The sequence below is a fragment of the Ruegeria sp. G12 genome (assembly GCF_056533565.1).
This window is the reverse complement of the sequence record NZ_JBQFOO010000004.1, coordinates 41,753-62,178: the sequence shown is the minus strand read 5'-3', so window position 1 is coordinate 62,178 and position 20,426 is coordinate 41,753. Positions and strand designations below refer to the sequence as shown.

The window sequence follows — 20,426 nt, the reverse complement described above, 5'->3', positions numbered from 1 at the left end:
AGACGCGTATTAGTAACTGATTGGTTACAACAAGAGGCGCAGTGATGTTCCTTACGGAAACCCACATTCAGGTTCGTGACATGACCCGTCAGTTCGCCGAGGATGTCATCCGCCCCGCGGCGGAAGAGCTGGATCGGGACTCGCGCTTTCCCGCTGAAATCTATGACCAAATGGCCGAGCTTGGCCTGTTCGGCATCTGCGTTCCAGAAGAGCTTGGCGGGCCGGGATTTGACACCGTCACCTACGCGCTGGTGATGGAGGAACTCTCGCGCGGTTACGCCTCGATCGCAGATCAATGCGGTTTGCTGGAACTGGTCACGACCCTGCTGGTGCGCCACGGCACGCCGGAACAGCAGGGCAAGTGGCTGGGTGATCTGCTGGCGGCCAAACTGCGCCCGGCCTATTGCATCACCGAACCCGAGGCGGGCACCGATGTTTCGGGCATTCGCACCACGGCGGTTCGGGACGGCGACGGATGGGTTCTCAATGGCGGAAAGATCTGGATCCACAACGCGCCGGTCGCGGATGTGGGCTTTGTTTTGGCCCGTACCGACCCCAAGGCCGGGCATCGCGGCATGTCGATTTTCATGGTCGATCTGCACGCCAACGGCGTCACGCGCGGTCCCAAAGAGATCAAGATGGGCCAACGCGCCAGCCAGGTCGGGCCGTTGTCCTTTGACGATGTGCGCCTGCCCGCCGACGCCCTGCTGGGCGCTGAAGGGCGCGGGTTTCACATGATGATGAGTGTTCTGGACAAGGGCCGCGCTGGCATCGCTGCGCTCGCGGTCGGCATCGGTCAGGCGGGTCTCGAGGCCGCGACGGACTATGCTCAGCAGCGCAAGCAGTTCAGCAAACCCATTGCCGATTTTCAGGGCGTCCAGTGGCTGCTGGCTGACATCGCCAAGGATGTCGAGGCCGCCCGTCTGCTGGTTCACTCTGCTGCCCACAAAATCGACACCGGGCAGGATGCCACCAAGGCCTGTTCGATGGCCAAGTGCTTTGCCGGGGACATGGCGGTGCAGCGATCCTCGGACGCGGTACAGGTTTTTGGCGGGTCGGGCTATATTCGCGGGTTCGAGGTCGAGCGCCTGTACCGCGACGCCAAAATCACCCAGATTTACGAAGGCACCAACCAGATTCAGCGCATGATCATCGCCCGAGAACTGTTGTCGAAAGGAGCTGCCGCATGAGCCGCCAAGCTGCGCTTGTTACCGGGTCTTCCCGTGGGATCGGGCTTGCGGCTGCCGTGGCTTTGGCGCGCGAAGGCTTTGCCATTGCCGTAAACGGCCCGCAGATGGACGATGAGTTGCAGGGCGCGCTGGATACCATCCGCGCCCTTGGCGTACCTGCTGTAGCAGCGGGTTTTGACGTCTCGGATATCGCAGCGCATTACGACCAACTGGCCGCGATCGAGGCCGAGATTGGCCCGCTGACAACGCTGGTGAACAATGCAGGCGTCGGCGTAATGCAGCGCGGTGATCTGCTGGAAGTCACCGAGGCCAGCTATGACCGCTGCATGGCCGTGAACACCAAGGCGATGTTCTTCCTGTCTCAGGCTTTCGCCAAACGGCTGATCGCCCGCGACCGCGATACCGGACTGTTTCACAGCATCGTTAACGTGACGTCCTCGAACGCGGTGGCGGTTGCCACCCCCCGCGCCGAATACTGTGCCTCGAAAGCGGCGGCAGCGATGATCTCGAAAACCTTTGCTGTGCGGTTGGGGCAAGAAAACATCGCGGTGTATGACGTCCAACCCGGCCTGATCGCAACCGACATGACCGCCCCGGTGATCGAGATGTATGACCAGCGCGCCAAAGACGGGCTGACCTTGTTCCCCCGCGTGGGCGAGCCCGAGGATATGGGCCGAATCATCGCATCGCTGGCCAGTGGCAAACTTCCCTATACAACCGGCCAGGCCATCTCGGCGGATGCCGGAATGCTTGTTCCCCGTTTCTGAGGTGTTTCGATGAAAATCCGACTGCCTGATACCACCGGACAACTCTACGATTACGCGCTGGTCGGCACGCCGGTTGCCCCGTCGAAGCTGACGCCGAACTCGGCCCGGGTTCTGTATTCCGCCGCCCATGTGGTGGCGGACCCGTTTGGCGATCACGACCCGACCGGCCCGGCCCATATCGACTGGGCCAAAACCATGGAGTTCCGTCGCTATCTAGCGGGCATGGGCATGGGCATTGCCGAGGCGATGGACACTGCCCAACGCGGTATGGGGTTGGATTGGACCGGTGCGCTGGAACTGATCCGCCGCACCCGGGAAGAGCTGCCGGACGCTCTGGTCGGCAATGGCTGTGGCACGGATCATCTGGACCCCGCGGATGCGAAATCACTGGACGATGTGCGTCGTGCCTATCTTGAGCAAGTCGAGGCGATTCAGAAGTTAGGGGGCCGGATCATCCTTATGGCCTCACGCGCGCTGGCGAAAGTGGCGACCGGGCCGGATGACTACATCTCGGTCTACACTGACGTGCTTGCCGCCTGCGATGAGCCCGTCATCCTGCACTGGCTGGGCGAGATGTTCGACCCGCAGCTTGCCGGATATTGGGGAGCCAACAGCTTTGACGACGCGCTGGAAACCGCACTGGCGATCATTGCCGCAAATGTGGACAAGGTGGACGGGATCAAAATCTCGCTGCTCGATGCCGAGAAAGAAATCATCATGCGCCGCCGGTTGCCCGAAGGCGTCAGGATGTATACCGGCGACGATTTCAACTATCCCGAACTGATCCAGGGCGACGAACAGGGCTATTCCCACGCGCTGCTGGGAATCTTCGACCCCCTTGCCCCGGCAGCGGCCTATGCGGTCAGTAAGCTGAGCGACGGCGATGCCAAAACTTTCCGCGATACGCTGGACCCGACGGTGCCGCTGGCCCGCCATATCTTCCGCGCGCCGACTCAATATTACAAAACCGGGGTCGTGTTTCTGGCCTGGCTGAACGGATTTCAGGACCATTTCATCATGCTGAACGGCGCGCAGGCGACGCGGTCCCTGCCCTATTTCACCGATTGCTTCAAAATGGCCGATGAATGCGGGCTGCTGCGCGACCCCGATCTGGCGGTTGAGCGTATGGGGCATATGCTGAAACTCTACGGAGTCTGAGCTTTGCGCGATTTCTCGAACGACCATTCCGCGCTTGCGCTGAACACAGCGACGCTGGGCCATAATCTGGACGGCCACGGCGCGGGCTGGTCGCCCGAGCAGGTGATCGACGCCTGCGCCGCGCGCGGTTATGGCGGGATCACCTTCTGGCGGCGCGAGTTGGATGGGCGTGAGGCCGAGATCGGCCAGCGCGTCCGCGCTTCAGGGATGCAGGTTGTGGGCCTGTGCCGTACACCGTTCCTGACCGGCCCGCTGGCACTGCCGTCGGATCAGGAAATCATGGACGATTTCCACCTGTCCATCGACCAGACCGCCGCGCTGGGAACCGAGGTTCTGACCATCGTGACCGGTGGCCCCGAACCGGGCACCAAGGGCGTTCTGGAAAGCCAGAAAATCCTCGCCGACCGTGTGGCCCGCGCTGCCCCTTACGCGGCGGAGCGCGGAGTGAAACTGGCGCTGGAGCCGCTGAATCCCGCGACCGCGGGCAATCGCACCTGCCTGATGACCGCTGCGGATGCGCTAAATGTTTGTGATGCAGTGGGCGCCGACAACGTGGGCGTTGCGATTGATGTCTATCACGTCTGGTGGGACACGACGCTGGCCGAGACTTTAGCGACCCGCGCCAACGGGCGCATCTATGGTTATCACCTGTGCGACTGGCTGGCCGATACCTCGGACATTCTTTTGGACCGGGGGATGATGGGCGACGGCGTCGCCGACCTGTACGCCCTGCGCGCCACCGTGGAAAACGCAGGTTATGACGGCCTTTGCGAGGTTGAGGTATTCTCAGCCGCAAACTGGTGGAAGCGCGATCCGAACGAGGTTCTGGACGTCATCGTCGACCGGTTCAGAACCTGCTGCTAGGTTCAGACCTCAATATCGCAGACAAAAACGCCGTCCGGGCCACCGACGGTTTTGGCGACGATCCGCCCGCCAATCTCCTGATGGGTTGGATCGACCAGATAGGCGTCCCGCACCGCCGCGTCGCGAAAGTCGAACCAGAACATATCGTTGAAATCGCGCACAAGGTCGGTTTCAACGGACACGTTGCGGCGGCTCTGGAAATCGAGAATGCCGTCGATATGGCCCGACAATCCCTCCAGATCCGCGTAAAGCGCCGACTTTTCAGCCTCGGAGACATCGCTTGCAAAGCGCAGATGCACCAGATGACGTATCATTTCGTTTGTCCTTCCCCGAGGTGATTACCAGAAATCCGCTTTCTTGCGGTCTTTGAACGCAGCCAAACCGACCTGCAATTCGCTATGCGACGCGGCCACCCGGCCTGCCAGAGCCTCGAACACGCGCTCGCGCTCTTCGCCTTCGGCGGCGTTGATCAGCATCTTGGTCAATTCGAGTGCAACCGGCCCGCGATGGCGCATCCGATTGGCCAGTTCTTCGGCTGCGGCAACGCCATGTCCTTGTTCGGCAACCTGATCCACAAGCCCAACCGTGAGCGCGTCACCGGCCGAGAACTGCTCGCCAAAGATTGCCATACGCCGCACCAGTTGCGAGCCGAACCGGCGCACGGTGCGCTGCGTGCCGGACCAGCCGGGAATGATACCAAGCGCCGGTTCCGGCTGCCCGATGCGGATATGCGATTCCGCAATGCGATAATCGGCGCAAGCCGCCAGTTCCAGCCCGCCACCCAACACATGACCGTTCAGAACCGCGATCACTGGCTGGCGCAAACGCGTCAAGGCGTCCAGTGCCTGATGGCCGTCGCGCAACCAGTGCCGCCCGAACCCGTCCGGAGACCGCGCCGCCCAGGCATCAATATCGCCGCCGGCACAAAACGCCTTGCCCGCCCCGGTCAGGATCACAACATGGGCATCCTCGGCGTGTTCGATCTGACGACAAAGGGTCATCAGATCCTCCATCATCGGCTCGGTCAGGGCGTTCAGCCGTTCGGGTCGGTTGACCGTCAGACGGGCGATGCCGTCAGTGATATCCAGCAGAAAATGACCCATCACGCGGCAGGCAGGTTCAAGCCCATCAGCGCCGGATCGAACAGGGCCGCGTCCATCACTCTCAGAGCATCCGAGACCAACAGCGGGGTCGCCGCCTGATCCAGAACGTCCTGCTGCAGATCAAGGCCGGGCGCGATTTCCGTGACCATCAACCCCTGATCGGTCAGTTTGATCACGCAGCGCTCGGTCACATAGGTCACGTCCTGCCCGGTTGCCTTGGCGCGCTTGCCCGAGAAGGAAATCTGGTCGACCTCATCCACAAACTTAGCGACCTTCCCCTCTTGCAGGATTTTGAGTTGGCCGTTTTCGACCGCCATCTTGGCCCCGGCATTAAAATTGCCCGAAAACACGATCTTTCGTGCCCGCGCAGTGATATCGACAAACCCCCCAGCCCCGGCGGTGCGGTGCGGGATGGCGGACAGGCGCGAGACGTTGACCGAGCCGTTTTTGTCCACCTCAAGGAAGGACAGCAACGACGCGTCGAACCCACCCGCTTGGAAATAGCAGAACTGATGGGGCGAGGGCACGAACGCCTCGGCATTGGCCGAGCAGCCGAATTTGAAGTCGAGCAACGGAACCCCGCCCACGGCCCCCTGTTCGATCATCCACGTGACCGAGCCGTGCAGGCCTTCCTCGACCAGAATGCGGGGGACGTTGGCCGAGATGCCAAAGCCGATATTGACAGCCCAACCGTCTTTCAACTCTTGCGCCACGCGACGGGCGATTACCTTGCCGACGTTGAATTCTGCCGTGCGGAAACTTTCGATCGGACGGGTCAGTTCGCCTGAAATCGCCGGGTCGTATTCGGTGGCCGTGGTCTGCAACTGGTCCGGGGCTTCGACGATCGCGTCAACCAGAATCCCCGGTACATGCACGTCATGCGGACGGATACTGCCCGCGGCAGCAATGCGTTTGGCCTGCGCGATCACCACACCGCCATTGTTGCGCGCGGCCAGTGCCATTTCCATCGCGCCCAGATAGGCGCCTTCGTGTTCAAAGCTCAAGTTGCCTTTCTCATCCGCCGTGGTCGCGCGGATGATGGCCACGTTTGGGGCCATGGATTTGAAGTAGAGCCAATCTTCGCCTTCGAACTCCATCCGCTTGACGATGGGCTCAGCCCGCGCGGCTTCATTCATGGCACAGCCTTCGATTTCGGGATCGACGAATGTGTCCATCCCTACCTTGGTCAGAACACCCGGACGCTTGGCAGCCGCTTCGCGCAGCATGTCGAAGATAATGCCCGACGGCACGTTATACGCGCGTACCTGTTCCGCCGTGATCATCTGCCAGACCAGCGGCGGCTCGGCCTTGCTGGGCCCGGACGGGTACGACCCCCCGATAATACGGGTCAGCAGCCCCGGCTTGGCGATATGATCCACCCCTTTGGTGCCGAACATATCGCCAGCGGCGATAGGATGGATCGTCGTTAGATTGCGTGGCGCGCCTTCGTCGTCAAAGCGTTCACCCAGACCTTTGAGAACCGCATCCGGACAGCACAGGCCGCTTGACGAATTCACCGCCACAGTCGCCCCGTCAGGCACAAGATTTGCTGCTTCGCGCGCCGTCATTTGCCTGGCCATGCAATCCTCACATAAGTAACTAAATGGTTATAACTTTATGCCTCGGAGGCCCATCGAAATCAACAGAATTCTACTCAAACACAGAATTGACGCGAGATTAAGTAACCAGTAAGTTACTTGTAAGCTTGTCCTTTGGGAGGATCATAATGAACATCTATTTTCAGAACACCAACCAGCGTACCTTCGGCACATTTCCCCTGACCGGAAGTGACTTGCGCGACGCCATGATGATCGCGGCTGACGTGGGCTATCGGTCTTTCGACACCGCGCAAATGTATGAAAACGAAAAAGAAACTGGCGACGCCTTGGCCGAGCTTGGATTTGCGCGGGATGAGATTTGCGTAACCACCAAGGTTCATCCCGACAATTTCACGGAAGAGGCGTTCATCCCTTCGGTCGAAGAAAGCCTGAAGAAGCTGCAGCTGGATTATGTTGATGTCCTGCTGCTGCACTGGCCCCCGATTGGCGGGGATATTGCGCCTTCGCTGAAACTGTTGGAACAGGCGCACGCAAAGGGGCTGGCGAAGAATATCGGCGTGTCGAACTATACGGCCCAGATGATGCGCGACGCGGTCAAGATCATCGACACACCGCTGATCACAAATCAGGTCGAATTCCATCCGTTGCTGAATCAGGATACGCTGCTGGCAGCGGCGACGGAAACTGGCATCCCCCTGTCTTCCTACTGCTCGGTAGCACGCGGAGAGGTCTTCAAGCACCCGATCTTCGACGAGATCGGCAAGACCTATGGTAAAACAGCGGGTCAGGTCGTTCTGCGCTGGATTTTGCAGAAAGGCGTTTCGATCAACACCATGTCGACCAAACGCGCCAATATCGACGCGAATTTCGACGTTATGGATTTCACCCTGTCCAGCAGCGACATGGATCGGATCGACGCCAAAACCCATACAGGCTTCCGTATCGTGGGTGAGGATCTGGTGCCCTGGGCCCCCAAGTGGGACTGAACAAAGAGGGCGGTGCCGGATGTGGCGCCGCCTTACTAGGGCAAAATCCCAAGTCGTGAGAGCTTGAGTGCTCAGTGATTGCCCCGGATCATATCGGACGCTTTTTCGGCCATCATAATCGTCGGCGCGTTGGTGTTTGACCCGATCAGACTGGGCATTGCCGAACTGTCGCAAATCCGCAAACCGTCGATCCCCCGCACCCGCATCTGAGGGTCGACCACCGCCATCTCATCCACACCCATCTTGCAGGTACAGGTCGGATGATACGAGGTCCGGCCGTATTGGCGCGCATAAGCCTCATAGTCCGCTTGGGTTTTCACGCTATCGTCCGGAAACCGGATTTGCCGGATGTATTTCTGCAGGCTACTCTGGCGGAAAATCTCAACGCTGTGCTTCACCCCCTCGACCGAGGTTTTCAGATCATCCGGATGCCCGAGGAAATTCGGATCGACCAGCGGCATGTCCTCGACCCGGTTTGACCGCAGCCGCACGGTGCCCCGCGCCTTGGGGCGCAGCGTGTAAGAGTTCAGCGTGATGCCCGAACTGCCCTTGGGAACGCTGGGCACACCGGCCTCGGCCCCTGCCCCGGCAAGGAAATGGAACTGAAGGTCAGGCACTGGCGCATTGGGGTCGGCGTACCAGAACGCCCCGCCTTCGACCACGTTCGAGGCGACCGGTCCCGACCCAAACAGGTAGTATTGAATCCCGGCCCACGCGGCCCAATGCGGTTTGTTATACTTGTCGAGGCTTTGGTGCCCGTTCAACTCCGCCACGATGTCGATGCCGAAATGGTCGGTCAGGTTTTCACCGACGCCCGGCAAGTCATGCTTTACCTCGATCCCATGCTCACGCAGATGCGCGGCGGGTCCGACTCCGGACAGCAGCATCAGCTTGGGCGTGCCGATCGCGCCCGAGGTCACGAGAACCTCTTGATCCGCGGTGACGGTCTGAACCTCTCCACCCTTGTCATAAGCGACACCGGTGGCTCGCCCACCTTCGATCACGACCCGGTGCACCTGACACCCGGTCTCAACCGTCAGGTTCGGACGTGACAGAACCGGTTTGAGATACCCGACCGCAGCCGAGCAGCGTTTCGCATTCCACGTTGTCGTCTGATAGACCCCGGCCCCTTCCTGTTTGGGGCCGTTGAAATCGGGATTGTAGGGCAGCCCAGCCTCCTGACAGGAGCGTACAAAGGCGCGGGTCATCTCTTGCGGCTCAAGGTTCGACACCCCCAGCGGGCCGTCGGTGCCGTGCCAGTCACCGGACAGGATTGCGTTGCGTTCAGACCGGATGAAATATTTGCGGATTTCTTCGAAGGACCAGCCATCGCAGCCTTCTTCATTGGCCCAGCGGTCATAGTCGACAGGATTGCCGCGCGTGAACACCTCGGCATTGATCGAGCTGCCGCCGCCCAGAACCCGGCCCTGAGCATAGGGGATTTCGCGGTTGTTGGCATGTGTCTGGGGCACCGTGTCAAAGCCCCAAGTGTGCGGCCCGGCGGTCATTTTGGCGAAACCCACAGGCATGTGAATCAGCGGGTGGCTGTCCTTGCCGCCCGCTTCCAGCATCAGCACCCGAACGCTGCTGTCCTCGGTCAGGCGATTGGCCAGAACGCAACCTGCCGATCCGCCGCCGACGATCACATAGTCATATCCGTTTTTCGCCATTACTCCACCCAATGCGCGCGTTTGCCGATCTCAACATGGATCGACTTGACCTGCGTATATTCCTCGACCCCGTGCATCCCGGCCTCACGCCCCCAGCCCGAGGCCTTGAACCCGCCAATCGGCAGTTCGGGGCCACCGGCCAGCGTCGTGTTCACCCAGAACCGACCCGCCTGCACCCGGCGCGAGATTGTCAGCGCCTTGTCGATATTCTTGGTCCAGACACTGGCCGCCAACCCGTATTCAGTATCGTTGGCAATCGAGATCGCCTCGTCAATCGTATCGAACGGGATCACCACCAGAACGGGGCCAAAAATCTCTTCCCGCGCAATGGCCATGTCGTTGGTCACACCCGTGAACACGACCGGATCAATATACTGCCCGCCCGAGATTTCGGGCGTGGTGCCACCAGTCAGCAGGGTCGCGCCCTCTTCCTGACCCTTCGCGATGTAGGACAGAATGGTGCGGTTCTGCGCATCCGTAGTGATCGCGCCAGCCTGCGTGCGTTCATCGAGCGGATCGCCCACGCGGACTTTGCGCAATTTCTCGGCCACCATTTCGGCAAACCGGTCCGCGACCGAGCGTTCCACCAGCAGCCGCGCGCCCGACACGCAGCACTGACCTGTGTTGAACGCGATGCCAAAGGCCACGCCGTCGGCAGCATCCTCCAGATCCGCATCCGCGAACACGATCTGAGGGTTCTTGCCACCCAATTCCAGCCCCAGCTTCTTGAAATTGCTCTGACCAGCGGCTGCAACCACAGACCGACCCACAGCGGTCGAGCCGGTGAAGGACAGCATGTCCACATCCATATGCTCGGCCAGTTTTTGGCCAATAACGCTGCCCGATCCTGTGACCACGTTGAAGACCCCGTCGGGCAACCCGGCCTCGGACAGGATTTCCGCAAGCAGAAGCGTTGTGGCGCTTGTCACTTCGGACGGTTTCGAGACGATGGTACAGCCCGAGGCGAGAATATATGGCACCCGCTCGCACAGGATCAAGAACGGGAAGTTCCACGGGGTGATCAGCCCGACAACACCAACCGGTTCGCGCGTGACGATACCCATTGCGCCATCACCGCTGTTGTTGAAACTGTCCCCATGCAGCGCCCGCGCCAAACCAGCGGCGAACTCGAACATACCCACACAGCCGCCGACCTCAGCCCGCGCCTGAAAGATAGGCTTACCGTTTTCCAGCGTTTCCCAATAGGCGATCTCATCCGTGCGCTGGCGGATCAGATCCGCCGCTTTCAGCAACACTGCCGCGCGGTCGGCCCCGGACAGGCCACACCAGCGCCGGTCATCAAACGCCGCGCGAGCCGAAGCGACAACGGCGTTCAGATCATCCTCGGTGCAGCGCGGAATTCGCGTGACCGGCACGCCATGCCCGGGCGAAGAGCGTTCGAACACGTCGCGATCCCCGGCGGGCACCCAGTTGCCATCCATGAAGAACCCGAAGGCACGCGGCTCGGATGGGGGTGTCAGAATCTGGCTGTTTTGGTCCATCAGAAAAAGGCTCCGAATTAGGGGGGTGGGCTACGCGGATGCGTCCAGCCCGTCGCGGAAGTCATTCCAACCGCCATCCACAGAAGACGGCGCGTCATGCCATTGATGCAGGACATCACCGGTCGCGGGGTCCTTGTCAGGGATCGGCAGCATCATGATCCGTTTGGAGGCGGCCTGAAACATCTCAGGCGTCAGATACGCCTCTTGAATATTGTCCCAGTCCCGGCCCCCGGCGTAGCCGCCGCACATCATGATATCTTCGGAACGACCGACCATCTCGTGGCTGACGCCTGCGGGCATGACGATAACATCGCCTGCCTCGATCCGGACCCGAGTCCAGCCTTCAACAGACAGGTTGAACTCCATCCAACCTGATGCACAGCCCAGACACTCGTGCGAGGTTGAGTGGAAATGCGGGTACTCATACACACCGGGGTATTCCCAGTTGTTGCCCCAGCCATTTGCTCGGAAGCGGGCTTTGACGGCATCAACCCCACCGCCCGGAATGGCCCCGCGATGGATCAGCAGCGGGAACCGGCTGTTGGGGATCATGCCTTCCGGTTTGGACGTATAGACTTCGACGGTCATGCTGAGCTCCTCCCTCTCTGGCGTTTACGTCATAACAATCTGGGTTTTCAGGTCGGCGGGTCGATCCGGGAAACTGTCGAATGCCTCCTGAATACGATCCAGCGGGTATGTGGCCTGTGTAAAGAATTCGGTCTTGATGCGGCCATGGCTCAGCAGGGTCAGGGAGTCGTGCATATCCTGCCCCATCCCCGCGACAGAGCCCTTGATCGAGTTCTCTTGCAGGATGGTTTGCAGAATGTCGACCGGCAGAGTCTCGCCTGCACCAGTAAGGCCAAAGGCCGCGATATGCCCGCCTTTGCGGATCAGGCGGGTGGCCTGTTCATAAAGCGCAGGAAGCCCGACGCTTTCGATCACCACATCGGCGCCGCGCCCGTCGGTGTGGTGCAGAACCGTTTCTTCCAGTTCTGCCGGGTCGGTTACAGCCACGTCCGCACCAGCCTCCAGCGCCATCTGTACCCGGTCCTCGGACAAATCCGCCACGATGATCGGGGCCGCCCCGATGGTTCGCAGCAATTGCACATGCAGGTTGCCGATGGGCCCCGCGCCCAGAACCACGACAGACTGGCCGAAGGTGATTTTGGCCTTGCGCGCGCAGCGCACCACGCAGGCTAGCGGCTCGGTCAGTGCCAGAACCTCAGCCGAAACCGCGTCAGGTGCCGGGATCACAAGGCGGGCAGGAACCGAGATATATTCGGCAAAAGCCCCGTCCATGGTGATCCCCATCTGCTGCATCTCTGGGCAGTTCAGAATCTCGTTGCGGCGGCACCAATAGCAGGAACCGCAGCCGATATTCATGTCGACCACCACCGGTGCGCCGACCGTCAGACCCGTCACACCCTCGCCCAGCTCGGCGATGGTGCCGGTGAACTCATGGCCCGGTATGAGGGGCAGGTTCTCGGCTGCATAGTGACCGTTGAAGATATGCATATCTGTGCCACAAATACCGACGCGAGAAATACGCACCAGAACCTCATCGCGTCCGGGCTCGGGGCGGGGCACGCCCTGCACCTCAAAACGGCCCGGTTCGACCAAAACGGCGGCTTTCATGGTCTGCGTCATTTCACAACCCTCAGCTTGGTCCGGTCGATGGTCAGCGCAATCGCTCCGATCAGGATCAGGCCGAACACCATCTGCTGCTGGGTGGCATCAACCTCGAAATACAGCATCGAGGATCGGATCACCGCGACGATCAGCGTGCCGATCAGCGTGTTGATCACCCCTCCGACCCCTCCGGTTAGCGGCGTGCCCCCGACCAAAACCGCGACGATTGCAGGCAGCAGGAACCCGTTCGCCAGTGTGGGAGAACCACCGGAGAGTTTCACCGAGAACAGCAGGCCCGCAATCGCCGCCAGCCCGCCGGACAGGGCGAAGGCAATGATCTTGATCCGGTTCACATTCAGGCCCGAGGCAACGGCAGCGGGTTCCCCCGCGCCCACCGCCTTGAGCGCGCGGCCAAAGGTGGTGCGCGATTGCAAAAACCACGCGCCCAGCACCAGCACCGCGGCAATGATCAACTCGGCTGGCAAACCGGCGACCGAGCCGGTCATCCAGCCGAAGGTCGAATCCCGCAGCGTGGCATCCATGAACAGCGCCCGCTGCCCCGACATGTATTGCGCCGCCGAAAAGGCGATACCGCCCACCGCAAGCGTCGAGATGAAGGACGGCACATAAAGTCGCGTCGTCACATAGCCCGAGATACTGCCCAGCACGGCTCCGGACAGGATGCAGATCAGCGCGGTTCCGATCCCGAATGTCGGCAGGGCAATCGTGGCCACAACGGTGGTCATATTCGCCACCGACTGCGCCGATAGATCAATGCCGCCGATATAGATGGCAAAGGTCATTCCCAGCGCCATGATAAACAGCGGTACGATGTCGGCCATCATCGAGATCAGGTTGGCGGGCCGCAGAAAGTTCGCATCCGCCAGACCGACCGCCAGCACAAGCGCCAGCAGCGTGATCCAGGGCAGATGGGGTTTGATGCGTTCAAAACTCATGGGTCCGGCCTCAGATCATGTGGTGGACAAGGTCATAAAGCGACGGCTTGTCGCCGGGGCGGCAATCGAAACGTTTCTGCGCAACGCCATCTTTCAGGACGATGATCGTGTGGCTCAGGCCAATGGCCTCTTCCAGCGTGTCGGCCACCAGAATGATCCCAACACCGTCATCCGACATCTCGCGCACCATGTCATAGACGTCTTCCTTGGCCCCGATATCCAGACCCCGCGTCGGGTGATCCAGCAGGATGATATCCGACCCAGCGGAGCGCCATTTGGCCAGCACCACCTTTTGCTGGTTGCCACCGGACAGACCGCCGCAGTCCTTGTAGACATCGGGTGTCTTGATTGCCAAACGATCGATCCACTGGTTTGCCAGCGACTTTTCCTCGCCAATGCGCAGCACGCCGGAATTGGCGTAGTTGCCCATCTGGCTGAGCGTCATGTTTTCATAAACATTCATCCCCGCCACGATGCCCTCGACCTTGCGCTCGCGCGGGATGTAGCCCACGCCGCTGCTGACACCGGTCTGCGCATTGAACTTGCCAACCGCTTGCCCCTTTAGCTTCACCGTGCCGGAAGTGGGCGTTTCCAAACCAAAGATCGTACGCAGGACCGCCTCGCGGCCTGAACCTTCGGTGCCAACAAGGCAGAGGACCTCTCCGGGATGCAGATCGAAAGAGATGTCCGCGTACTTACCGTCTGCCGAGACCGCGTCAAAAGCCACCAGAGGTTGAGCATCAGACTGAAAAGGCTTCTGCTTTTGCTCGCGGTAATATTCCTTGTCGACGTCGCGACCCACCATCTTGTGCTGGATCGCATCCACGTCTGCCTCGTCATGGGCGACGACGTCAACGACTTCGCCGTCCTTCATCACGTAGATCCGGTCGGACAGGTCCAGAACCTCGTCCATGCGGTGACTGACAAAGATAAAGGATGCGCGTTTGGTCAGTTCGCGCACAAGCGAGAACAGCAGTTCAACCTCTTCTTTGGCCAATACTGAGGTCGGCTCGTCCAGCAATATGACCAGGTCGCCGTCGATCCGTTCCTCCAACGTCAGCACCTTGGCCAGTTCCACAAGCTGCCGCTGTGCGAAGGACAGTTTTGAGGTCGTGGTGCCTGGGTCGATATCCAGCTTGACCTTGGCCAGTTGCGCAGCGGCGGCCTCAGCCATCGCTTTCCAGTTGATCACGCCATAACTGACGAATTGCTGCTCGAACCCCAGAAAGATGTTCTCCATCACGGTCAGGTTGGTGATCAGGGATTGTTCCTGAAACACCATTCCGATGCCATGGTCCATCGCCTGACGTGGGTTCTGGAACCGGACCTTGGTGCCGTCGATGGTTATGTCGCCCCCATCGGGCTGATAGGCGCCATAGATGACCTTCATCAGGGTGGACTTGCCTGCGCCGTTTTCGCCGACCAGACCCACGATCTCACCCCGTCCGATCTTGAAATCCACGGATTTAAGCGCGTGGACGCCGGGGAATTTCTTGTCGACATTGATCAGTTCGTACATCTGCCCGCCCCTATTTCACGAAGGTTACGGATTTACGGTCGGTCGACAGAACCACCGCGGCGATGACCAGAATGCCCAGAACACCGTCCTGTACGTAGCCGGGCAACCCGATCACCACCATGCCGTTGTTGATGACGTTGACGATCAGAACCCCGATCAGAGTGTTCCAAACACCACCGATCCCGCCCCACAGCGCGGTACCGCCAACCACGACCGAAGTGATCGAGACGAACATGAAATTCGACCCCGTCGCAGTCTCGGCGATACCAATACGACCCACGGCCAGCAACGCGCCGACCGCATAGAACATACCCGCCAGCGCAAAGCCCATGATCCGCACGCGATTGACGTTCAGGCCCGAGGCATGGGCCAGTTCCTCACCCCCGCCCACGGCATAGAAGTTGCGGCCCAGCGTCGTGCGCGACTGGATGAACCAGGCGATCAACAGGAACAGCAGCGCGACGTAGCACATGATTGGGAAGCCGAACCAACGCTCGGTCAGAAGGGCGCGGAACAGATCATCCTCGACCCGAATGCGGTCGCCGCCGGTCAGCAGCAGGGCAAAGCCGGTGCCCACAAACCCCATCGCCAGCGAGGCCATGAAGGACGGGATTTTTAGCAACACGTGCACAAGCCCGTTCACAAGCCCGATAGCCGCCCCCACTAAAAGCGCCAGCGGGATGGCCAGCCAGGCCCAGGACGCCAAAGTTCCACCCAGAGCAATAAACGCGAAAGCAAACACCACCGCACAGACCGACACCGTGCCTTCCATCGACAGGTCAATCGACCCCATGATGATGATAAAGGTCACACCAATCGCGACCATCAGGGCCGGTGCCGACGAAATCCCGATCCGTGCAAAGTTGCGCAGTGAAAAGAAACGGGGCTCCATCGTTGTGAAAAACAGGACCAGAACCAAAAGGACGATCAGGGGCGCCCATTTGATCAGCACATCCCGTGTCAGCACATTGCTCACGTGCTTCCTCCCACTGAGTGAATTGGCGGCGTCGCTTATAGCGCAGGCCCGAATGCACGGGCCGGTCGCGACAACCGGCCCGCCTTCACTTTATTTGTACTGGATTTGGCCGTTCGACGTGGACCAGAAATCTTTCCAGTCATAGGTCGGAACACTGTCCAGATACTCGGCCTTGAACGCCTGCGCGTCTTCGGGTTTGACCATGATGGTCGGGCCGTAGAATTCGCGGTGTTCATTGGGCTCATCCGACGGCTTGAAGTGACCGGTGGCCGCGTAATAGGCCAGCGCCGCCGTGATGCCACCGCCCCAATGCGGGTTGGTGAAGACGGTGGCCAGAATCTTGCCCTCGCCGACCAGTTCAACCGCCTGCGGGTTGCCGTCATAGGACACGATGGGCATGTCCTCGATCCCTTCGGCGCGCAGGGCTTCCAGCACACCATAGGCGATGGTGTCGTTGGCACAGTGCACGCCTTTGATGTCGTCGCCGTAGCGGGTGAGGAAGGCGCTCATGACCTGGTTGGCTTTTTGCGTGTCCCAGTCGGCGGGCTCGGCGGCCAACAATTCGGCATTCGGATAGTCGTTCAGCGCGTTCTTCAGACCGGCCAGACGCTCAATTGCCGGGTTGTTCGAAGCGATACCGCCCAGATGCACAACGCCACCCGAACCGCCCATGGCGTCCAGCAGGATGCGCGCGGTCTGCTCGGCCGGGCCTTCGTCGGACCAGCTCATGTGGCTGACATAGTTGTCGCCGAAATCCCACGGATGCAGGTCATCGGTCTTGTTCCAAAGGGTCGAGACATAGGCCCCGGCCTCAACGCAGCTTTCCACCACCGGGCGCGCGTTGGGCGCGTCGTTGGTGTCGATGGCCAGCGCCAATTCGCCATTGGTCTTGGACAGCAGCGCCTTGACATCGGCCAGCGATTTCTCTGACGAACCTTCGTTGATCAGGTGGGTCAGGAAATCCTTGGGCTTGCCTAAGCTTTCCACAAACGCCTCACCACCCGAAACGATTTCGTTCCAGTAAGGGTTCGTCCGGTTGCGATAGGACCATGCAACCGTCGGGTCCGTGATCGCTGCGCGTGCCATTCCACCAAGCATGCTGGAAACCGCGGCACCGCCCACCCCGTAGGCGGATGCGAGCAGTAGGTTACGGCGGGTTATCGTCTCCTGTTCGATGTACTTCTTGATGAATGACATAGTGTCCTCCCTTTTTCACCAACACATGGGATCGAAGGCTCTCGCGCGTCGGCCTCTCCCCGGCGACGATCCCGCACAGCGGCATTGCACGCCCTTAATGCACTAACTAGTTACTTCTTTACGAAACGATGTGTCAAGCGTTAAGACTTGGATAAGAGCGGTCGGAAACAGCCACTGGCAGGGAAGAGTTGAAGAACCTCGGCCTTATGTGCGAAATGCTCTGACCAGACATGCTGCGCCGGGACAACGGCGTGAAAAGGAGGTGGCCGTGGTCGAAAAGCCGACGATCAAAAGGAAAAGGGATGCCGAAGCCACCAAGGCACGCATCCTGCAGGCCGCCAAAAAGGAATTTGCGAAACATGGGCTGGGCGGCGCGCGGGTGGATGAAATCGCCGAACGCGCCAACGCGAACAAGCGCATGTTGTACCACTATTTTGGCAGCAAAGAGGACCTGTTTCGCACTGTTCTGGAAGCCGCCTATCTCGACATCCGAAGCGCCGAGCGCAAACTGAACCTCGAAGCGCTTTCACCTTCCGAGGCGTTGGAATCTCTGGTTCGGTTCACATGGAAATACTACCTGAAAAACCCCGAGTTCATCACGTTGGTCAACAGCGAGAACCTGCACCGTGCCCGCCACATAAAAACGCTGTCCAGCTTGCCTGACACAACCCGTGGGCTGGTCGCGATGGTCGAACACATTCTGAAACGCGGTGAGGACAGCGGCGAGTTTCGAACAGGCATAGATGCAACGCAGTTAAACATCACCATAGCCGCCATCGGTTTCTACTATCTGACCAATCGGTTTACCGGGTCCTACCTGTTTCAACGCGACATGATGGATCAGCAAGCCTTGAACGAACGTCTGGATTTTAACGTCGAGAGCATTATGCGGATTGTTCGAACAGACTAGGCCTGGTAGGGCCTCAAATTCGCCAACCGCTCGCCCGGGTGGGCTTTGGACAATGAAAATGAAGACCGCAAGCTGCGCTCATGCGTCGCTTACAAATCCGAATTCCCGGCTCAGCGCGACGCAGTCCTCGATTCTACGGATACCACTGCTTGCTGTCTCGGACATGATGCAGGACGCCGCCGCGCTTACAGCATAGAGCAGTGATGTTTCAGTGTCGCAGCCTTCATGCAGGCCAAACAGGAAACCCCCGGCAAATGCATCGCCCGCCCCAAGGCCGGATTTGATCCGGTTGTGCGGAAGACCGAGCGCTGGCTGAAGGATGGCAGGTGATTCCCGGGCGACACAGACAGCGCCGCGCTGGCAATGCAGAATGACGGCATTGCGGACCCCCAGACCTAATACCGCGCGCGCCGGTTCCACTAGTGCAGTCAGGTCATGCGACACCGCACTCAATTCCCGCTGCAACAGCCAGCCTGCCTCAAGTTCATTCAGAAACAGATAATCCAACCACGGGGCTGAGCTTGTAACGATGGTCCGGAAATCCGGGTGCGGTCTGCTGACCAAATCCGCCGCCGTAACCATACCCGCTGCGCTGGCACGTTGAAGCGCATGGCTGGCCAGAGTGCGCCCGTCTGCGGCGAACCTGTCCAGCGTCTCAAGCATGGTCAGATAGCCCAGATAGAAAACGCGTGCGTCCGTGGCACTAAAATCCACGTCGCCGAGACTCAGTTCTGCGTTCGCCCCCGGATAGTGAAAGAAGGTTCTGCGCCCCGAGGATACTACGGACATCACATCGGTCCACGAGGTCCCGATATCCGGTGACAGGCCAAGCCCCTTGGTGCAAATCCCATGTTCATTGCAGTCATCAAGTATCCACTGGCCGTCGGCATCATTCCCGATCATGCCCTTGGCCTGCAACGGAAACCGCGCCCCCAAAGCTGCCAGCGCATGCAGCAGGTTGTAAGGACCGCCGCCGTTTGAGTTCGACTGGCTCAGCACCAGCGCCAATTCGTCCTGCTCGGGATAAGCCTCGACGATATTGACATGATCAACGATGAAATTGCCTGCGGCCAGAACGCCGCGCCGCTGTGGCGTACCGATACTCATCAGGAAACCTTATTTTAAAATCGGAATTAAGTCCCGGCAAACTGGCGGCTAACCACATAAACGCGATCAGGTGGCGAAATGAGTCACTCCATAAACTTCCTGTCTGAATGCACCAAATGGGCCAGGTTCCAAAATGGCGCTTCTCACCGTGCCCGGAACCTCATAAGTTTTACCTATGGTTTGGAAGGTATAATCGATTTCTATTGACTGACAAACCTGTCACACTGCTGTCACACGTCCTTCATATGAGAAGCGCCGCGAGAGAATGGCGTTAGTGTCATAAAAAACGCAACAGAGGAAAACATGAAAAAAACCACTTCCAAGTTTGCCGCGGTCGTTGCCGGTGCCCTGATGGCCACCGCAGCCACCGCCGAAACCGAGCTGACTGTTTACACAGCCGTCGAAGCCGAAGACCTGGCTCGTTACGCTGAACAGTTCAACGCCGTTCACCCAGACATCAAAATCAACTGGGTCCGTGATTCCACCGGCATCGTGACCGCAAAGCTGCTGGCCGAGCGTGACAACCCGCAAGCCGACGTGGTTTGGGGTCTGGCGGCGACCTCGCTTCTCCTGCTGAAATCGGAAGACATGCTGGAGCCTTATGCGCCGGTTGGCGTGGAAAAGCTGGATGCGAAGTTCGTCGACAGCGGCGATGTGCCCAGCTGGGTCGGCATGGATGCCTGGGTTGCCTCGGTCTGCTACAACACCGTCGAAGCTGAAAAGCTGGGCCTGACGCCGCCGACCTCTTGGAAAGATCTAACCGACGCGCAGTACAAGGGTCATGTCATTATGCCGAACCCGAACTCTTCGGGCACCGGTTTCCTTGACGTCTCGAGCTGGCTGCAAATGTTCGGCGAAGACGGCGGCTGGGAATACATGGACGCGCTGCACGAAAACATCGCGCGCTACACGCATTCGGGCTCGAAACCGTGCAAGCTTGCCGCTGCCGGTGAGATTCCGATCGGCATCTCGTTTGCGTTCCGCGGCGCCAAGTCCAAAGCCGCAGGCGCACCGCTGGAAATCATCGTTCCAAGCGAAGGCGTTGGCTGGGACATGGAAGCAACCGCAATCGTTGCGGGCACCGACAAACTGGAAGCCGCACAGAAGCTGGTTGATTTCTCGGTCACCAAGGAAGCCAACGAAATGTATAACGTAGGCTACGCGGTCGTCGCGATGCCCGGTGTCGCCAAACCGGTCGAGCACTTCCCCGACGGCCTGCTGGACGCGATGATCGAAAATGATTTCGAGTTCGCCGCCAACAACCGCGCCGCCATCCTGAAGGAATGGCAAGAGCGTTACGACGGAAAGTCGGAACCCAAAGAATAACCACTCA

19 protein-coding genes are annotated in these 20,426 nt (G+C 59.8%); 7 read left to right on the top strand and 12 right to left on the bottom strand.

From position 1 onward, the window contains the following. Nucleotides 1-44 precede the first annotated feature (44 nt). From ACR0JN_RS10890 to ACR0JN_RS10875, 4 genes are read left to right on the top strand one after another with little or no spacing between them, the layout of a single operon-like run. Nucleotides 45-1,190 carry an acyl-CoA dehydrogenase family protein gene (locus tag ACR0JN_RS10890; protein ID WP_480885569.1) on the top strand — a complete coding sequence of 382 codons (1,146 nt, stop codon included), beginning with the start codon at nucleotides 45-47 and terminating at the stop codon, nucleotides 1,188-1,190. Beyond that, nucleotides 1,187-1,957, top strand: a complete 771-nt coding sequence (locus ACR0JN_RS10885) for a 3-ketoacyl-ACP reductase (protein WP_480885567.1) — start codon at nucleotides 1,187-1,189, stop codon at nucleotides 1,955-1,957. Before ACR0JN_RS10890 ends, ACR0JN_RS10885 begins: the two co-directional genes overlap by 4 nt. 9 nt (nucleotides 1,958-1,966) lie before the next feature. Continuing rightward, complete coding sequence (locus tag ACR0JN_RS10880) at nucleotides 1,967-3,115, top strand: dihydrodipicolinate synthase family protein (RefSeq protein ID WP_480885566.1); 1,149 nt, start codon at nucleotides 1,967-1,969, stop codon at nucleotides 3,113-3,115. A gap of 3 nt (nucleotides 3,116-3,118) precedes the next feature. Then, a complete protein-coding gene (locus ACR0JN_RS10875; RefSeq protein WP_480885565.1) occupies nucleotides 3,119-3,979 on the top strand; it encodes a sugar phosphate isomerase/epimerase family protein in 861 nt (286 codons plus the stop codon). Between the two features lie 2 nt (nucleotides 3,980-3,981). Here the strand turns inward: ACR0JN_RS10875 and ACR0JN_RS10870 are convergent, their stop codons facing one another. From ACR0JN_RS10870 to ACR0JN_RS10860, 3 genes are read right to left on the bottom strand one after another with little or no spacing between them, the layout of a single operon-like run. Further along, entirely contained in the window at nucleotides 3,982-4,293 is a 312-nt protein-coding gene (locus tag ACR0JN_RS10870) for a Dabb family protein (protein WP_480885563.1), read from the bottom strand. A 24-nt stretch (nucleotides 4,294-4,317) separates the two neighbouring features. Next, a complete protein-coding gene (locus tag ACR0JN_RS10865; RefSeq protein ID WP_480885561.1) occupies nucleotides 4,318-5,082 on the bottom strand; it encodes an enoyl-CoA hydratase/isomerase family protein in 765 nt (254 codons plus the stop codon). Then, a complete protein-coding gene (locus tag ACR0JN_RS10860; protein ID WP_480885560.1) occupies nucleotides 5,082-6,662 on the bottom strand; it encodes an acyl CoA:acetate/3-ketoacid CoA transferase in 1,581 nt (526 codons plus the stop codon). Before ACR0JN_RS10860 ends, ACR0JN_RS10865 begins: the two co-directional genes overlap by 1 nt. Nucleotides 6,663-6,808: 146 nt before the next feature. On the opposite strand from ACR0JN_RS10860, the gene ACR0JN_RS10855 reads away from it, so the two are divergent. Then, nucleotides 6,809-7,627 (top strand): aldo/keto reductase, encoded by an 819-nt coding sequence (locus tag ACR0JN_RS10855; protein ID WP_480815986.1) that lies wholly within the window; start codon nucleotides 6,809-6,811, stop codon nucleotides 7,625-7,627. 71 nt (nucleotides 7,628-7,698) lie between these two features. Here the strand turns inward: ACR0JN_RS10855 and ACR0JN_RS10850 are convergent, their stop codons facing one another. From ACR0JN_RS10850 to ACR0JN_RS10815, 8 genes are all read right to left on the bottom strand, one after another. After that, a complete protein-coding gene (locus ACR0JN_RS10850) occupies nucleotides 7,699-9,297 on the bottom strand; it encodes a GMC family oxidoreductase (protein ID WP_480815985.1) in 1,599 nt (532 codons plus the stop codon). After that, the gene (locus ACR0JN_RS10845) at nucleotides 9,297-10,799 is read right to left on the bottom strand and encodes an aldehyde dehydrogenase family protein (protein ID WP_480815984.1); all 1,503 of its coding nucleotides are present in this window, start codon (nucleotides 10,797-10,799) and stop codon (nucleotides 9,297-9,299) included. The genes ACR0JN_RS10850 and ACR0JN_RS10845 overlap by 1 nt, the downstream gene beginning before the upstream one ends. A 30-nt stretch (nucleotides 10,800-10,829) precedes the next feature. Further along, the gene (locus ACR0JN_RS10840) at nucleotides 10,830-11,387 is read right to left on the bottom strand and encodes a hypothetical protein (protein ID WP_480885558.1); all 558 of its coding nucleotides are present in this window, start codon (nucleotides 11,385-11,387) and stop codon (nucleotides 10,830-10,832) included. 24 nt (nucleotides 11,388-11,411) lie between these two features. Further along, nucleotides 11,412-12,446, bottom strand: coding sequence for a zinc-dependent alcohol dehydrogenase (locus ACR0JN_RS10835; RefSeq protein WP_480885557.1), 1,035 nt, complete (start codon nucleotides 12,444-12,446; stop codon nucleotides 11,412-11,414). Continuing rightward, nucleotides 12,443-13,384, bottom strand: a complete 942-nt coding sequence (locus ACR0JN_RS10830; protein ID WP_480611752.1) for an ABC transporter permease — start codon at nucleotides 13,382-13,384, stop codon at nucleotides 12,443-12,445. The genes ACR0JN_RS10835 and ACR0JN_RS10830 overlap by 4 nt, the downstream gene beginning before the upstream one ends. A 10-nt stretch (nucleotides 13,385-13,394) precedes the next feature. Beyond that, the gene (locus ACR0JN_RS10825; RefSeq protein ID WP_480885555.1) at nucleotides 13,395-14,903 is read right to left on the bottom strand and encodes a sugar ABC transporter ATP-binding protein; all 1,509 of its coding nucleotides are present in this window, start codon (nucleotides 14,901-14,903) and stop codon (nucleotides 13,395-13,397) included. Between the two features lie 10 nt (nucleotides 14,904-14,913). Then, nucleotides 14,914-15,879: an ABC transporter permease gene (locus ACR0JN_RS10820; RefSeq protein ID WP_480815980.1), complete on the bottom strand. Its 966-nt coding sequence runs from the start codon at nucleotides 15,877-15,879 to the stop codon at nucleotides 14,914-14,916. Between the two features lie 90 nt (nucleotides 15,880-15,969). Further along, entirely contained in the window at nucleotides 15,970-17,076 is a 1,107-nt protein-coding gene (locus ACR0JN_RS10815; protein WP_480885554.1) for a sugar ABC transporter substrate-binding protein, read from the bottom strand. A 268-nt stretch (nucleotides 17,077-17,344) separates the two neighbouring features. On the opposite strand from ACR0JN_RS10815, the gene ACR0JN_RS10810 reads away from it, so the two are divergent. Beyond that, complete coding sequence (locus ACR0JN_RS10810; protein WP_480885553.1) at nucleotides 17,345-17,986, top strand: TetR/AcrR family transcriptional regulator; 642 nt, start codon at nucleotides 17,345-17,347, stop codon at nucleotides 17,984-17,986. Between the two features lie 78 nt (nucleotides 17,987-18,064). On the opposite strand, the gene ACR0JN_RS10805 is transcribed toward ACR0JN_RS10810, so the two are convergent. Continuing rightward, nucleotides 18,065-19,093 carry a carbohydrate kinase family protein gene (locus ACR0JN_RS10805; protein ID WP_480885551.1) on the bottom strand — a complete coding sequence of 343 codons (1,029 nt, stop codon included), beginning with the start codon at nucleotides 19,091-19,093 and terminating at the stop codon, nucleotides 18,065-18,067. A 303-nt stretch (nucleotides 19,094-19,396) separates the two neighbouring features. Between ACR0JN_RS10805 and ACR0JN_RS10800 the strand changes: the two genes are divergently transcribed. Continuing rightward, a complete protein-coding gene (locus ACR0JN_RS10800; protein WP_480815976.1) occupies nucleotides 19,397-20,419 on the top strand; it encodes a putative 2-aminoethylphosphonate ABC transporter substrate-binding protein in 1,023 nt (340 codons plus the stop codon). The last annotated feature ends 7 nt before the right edge of the window (nucleotides 20,420-20,426 follow it).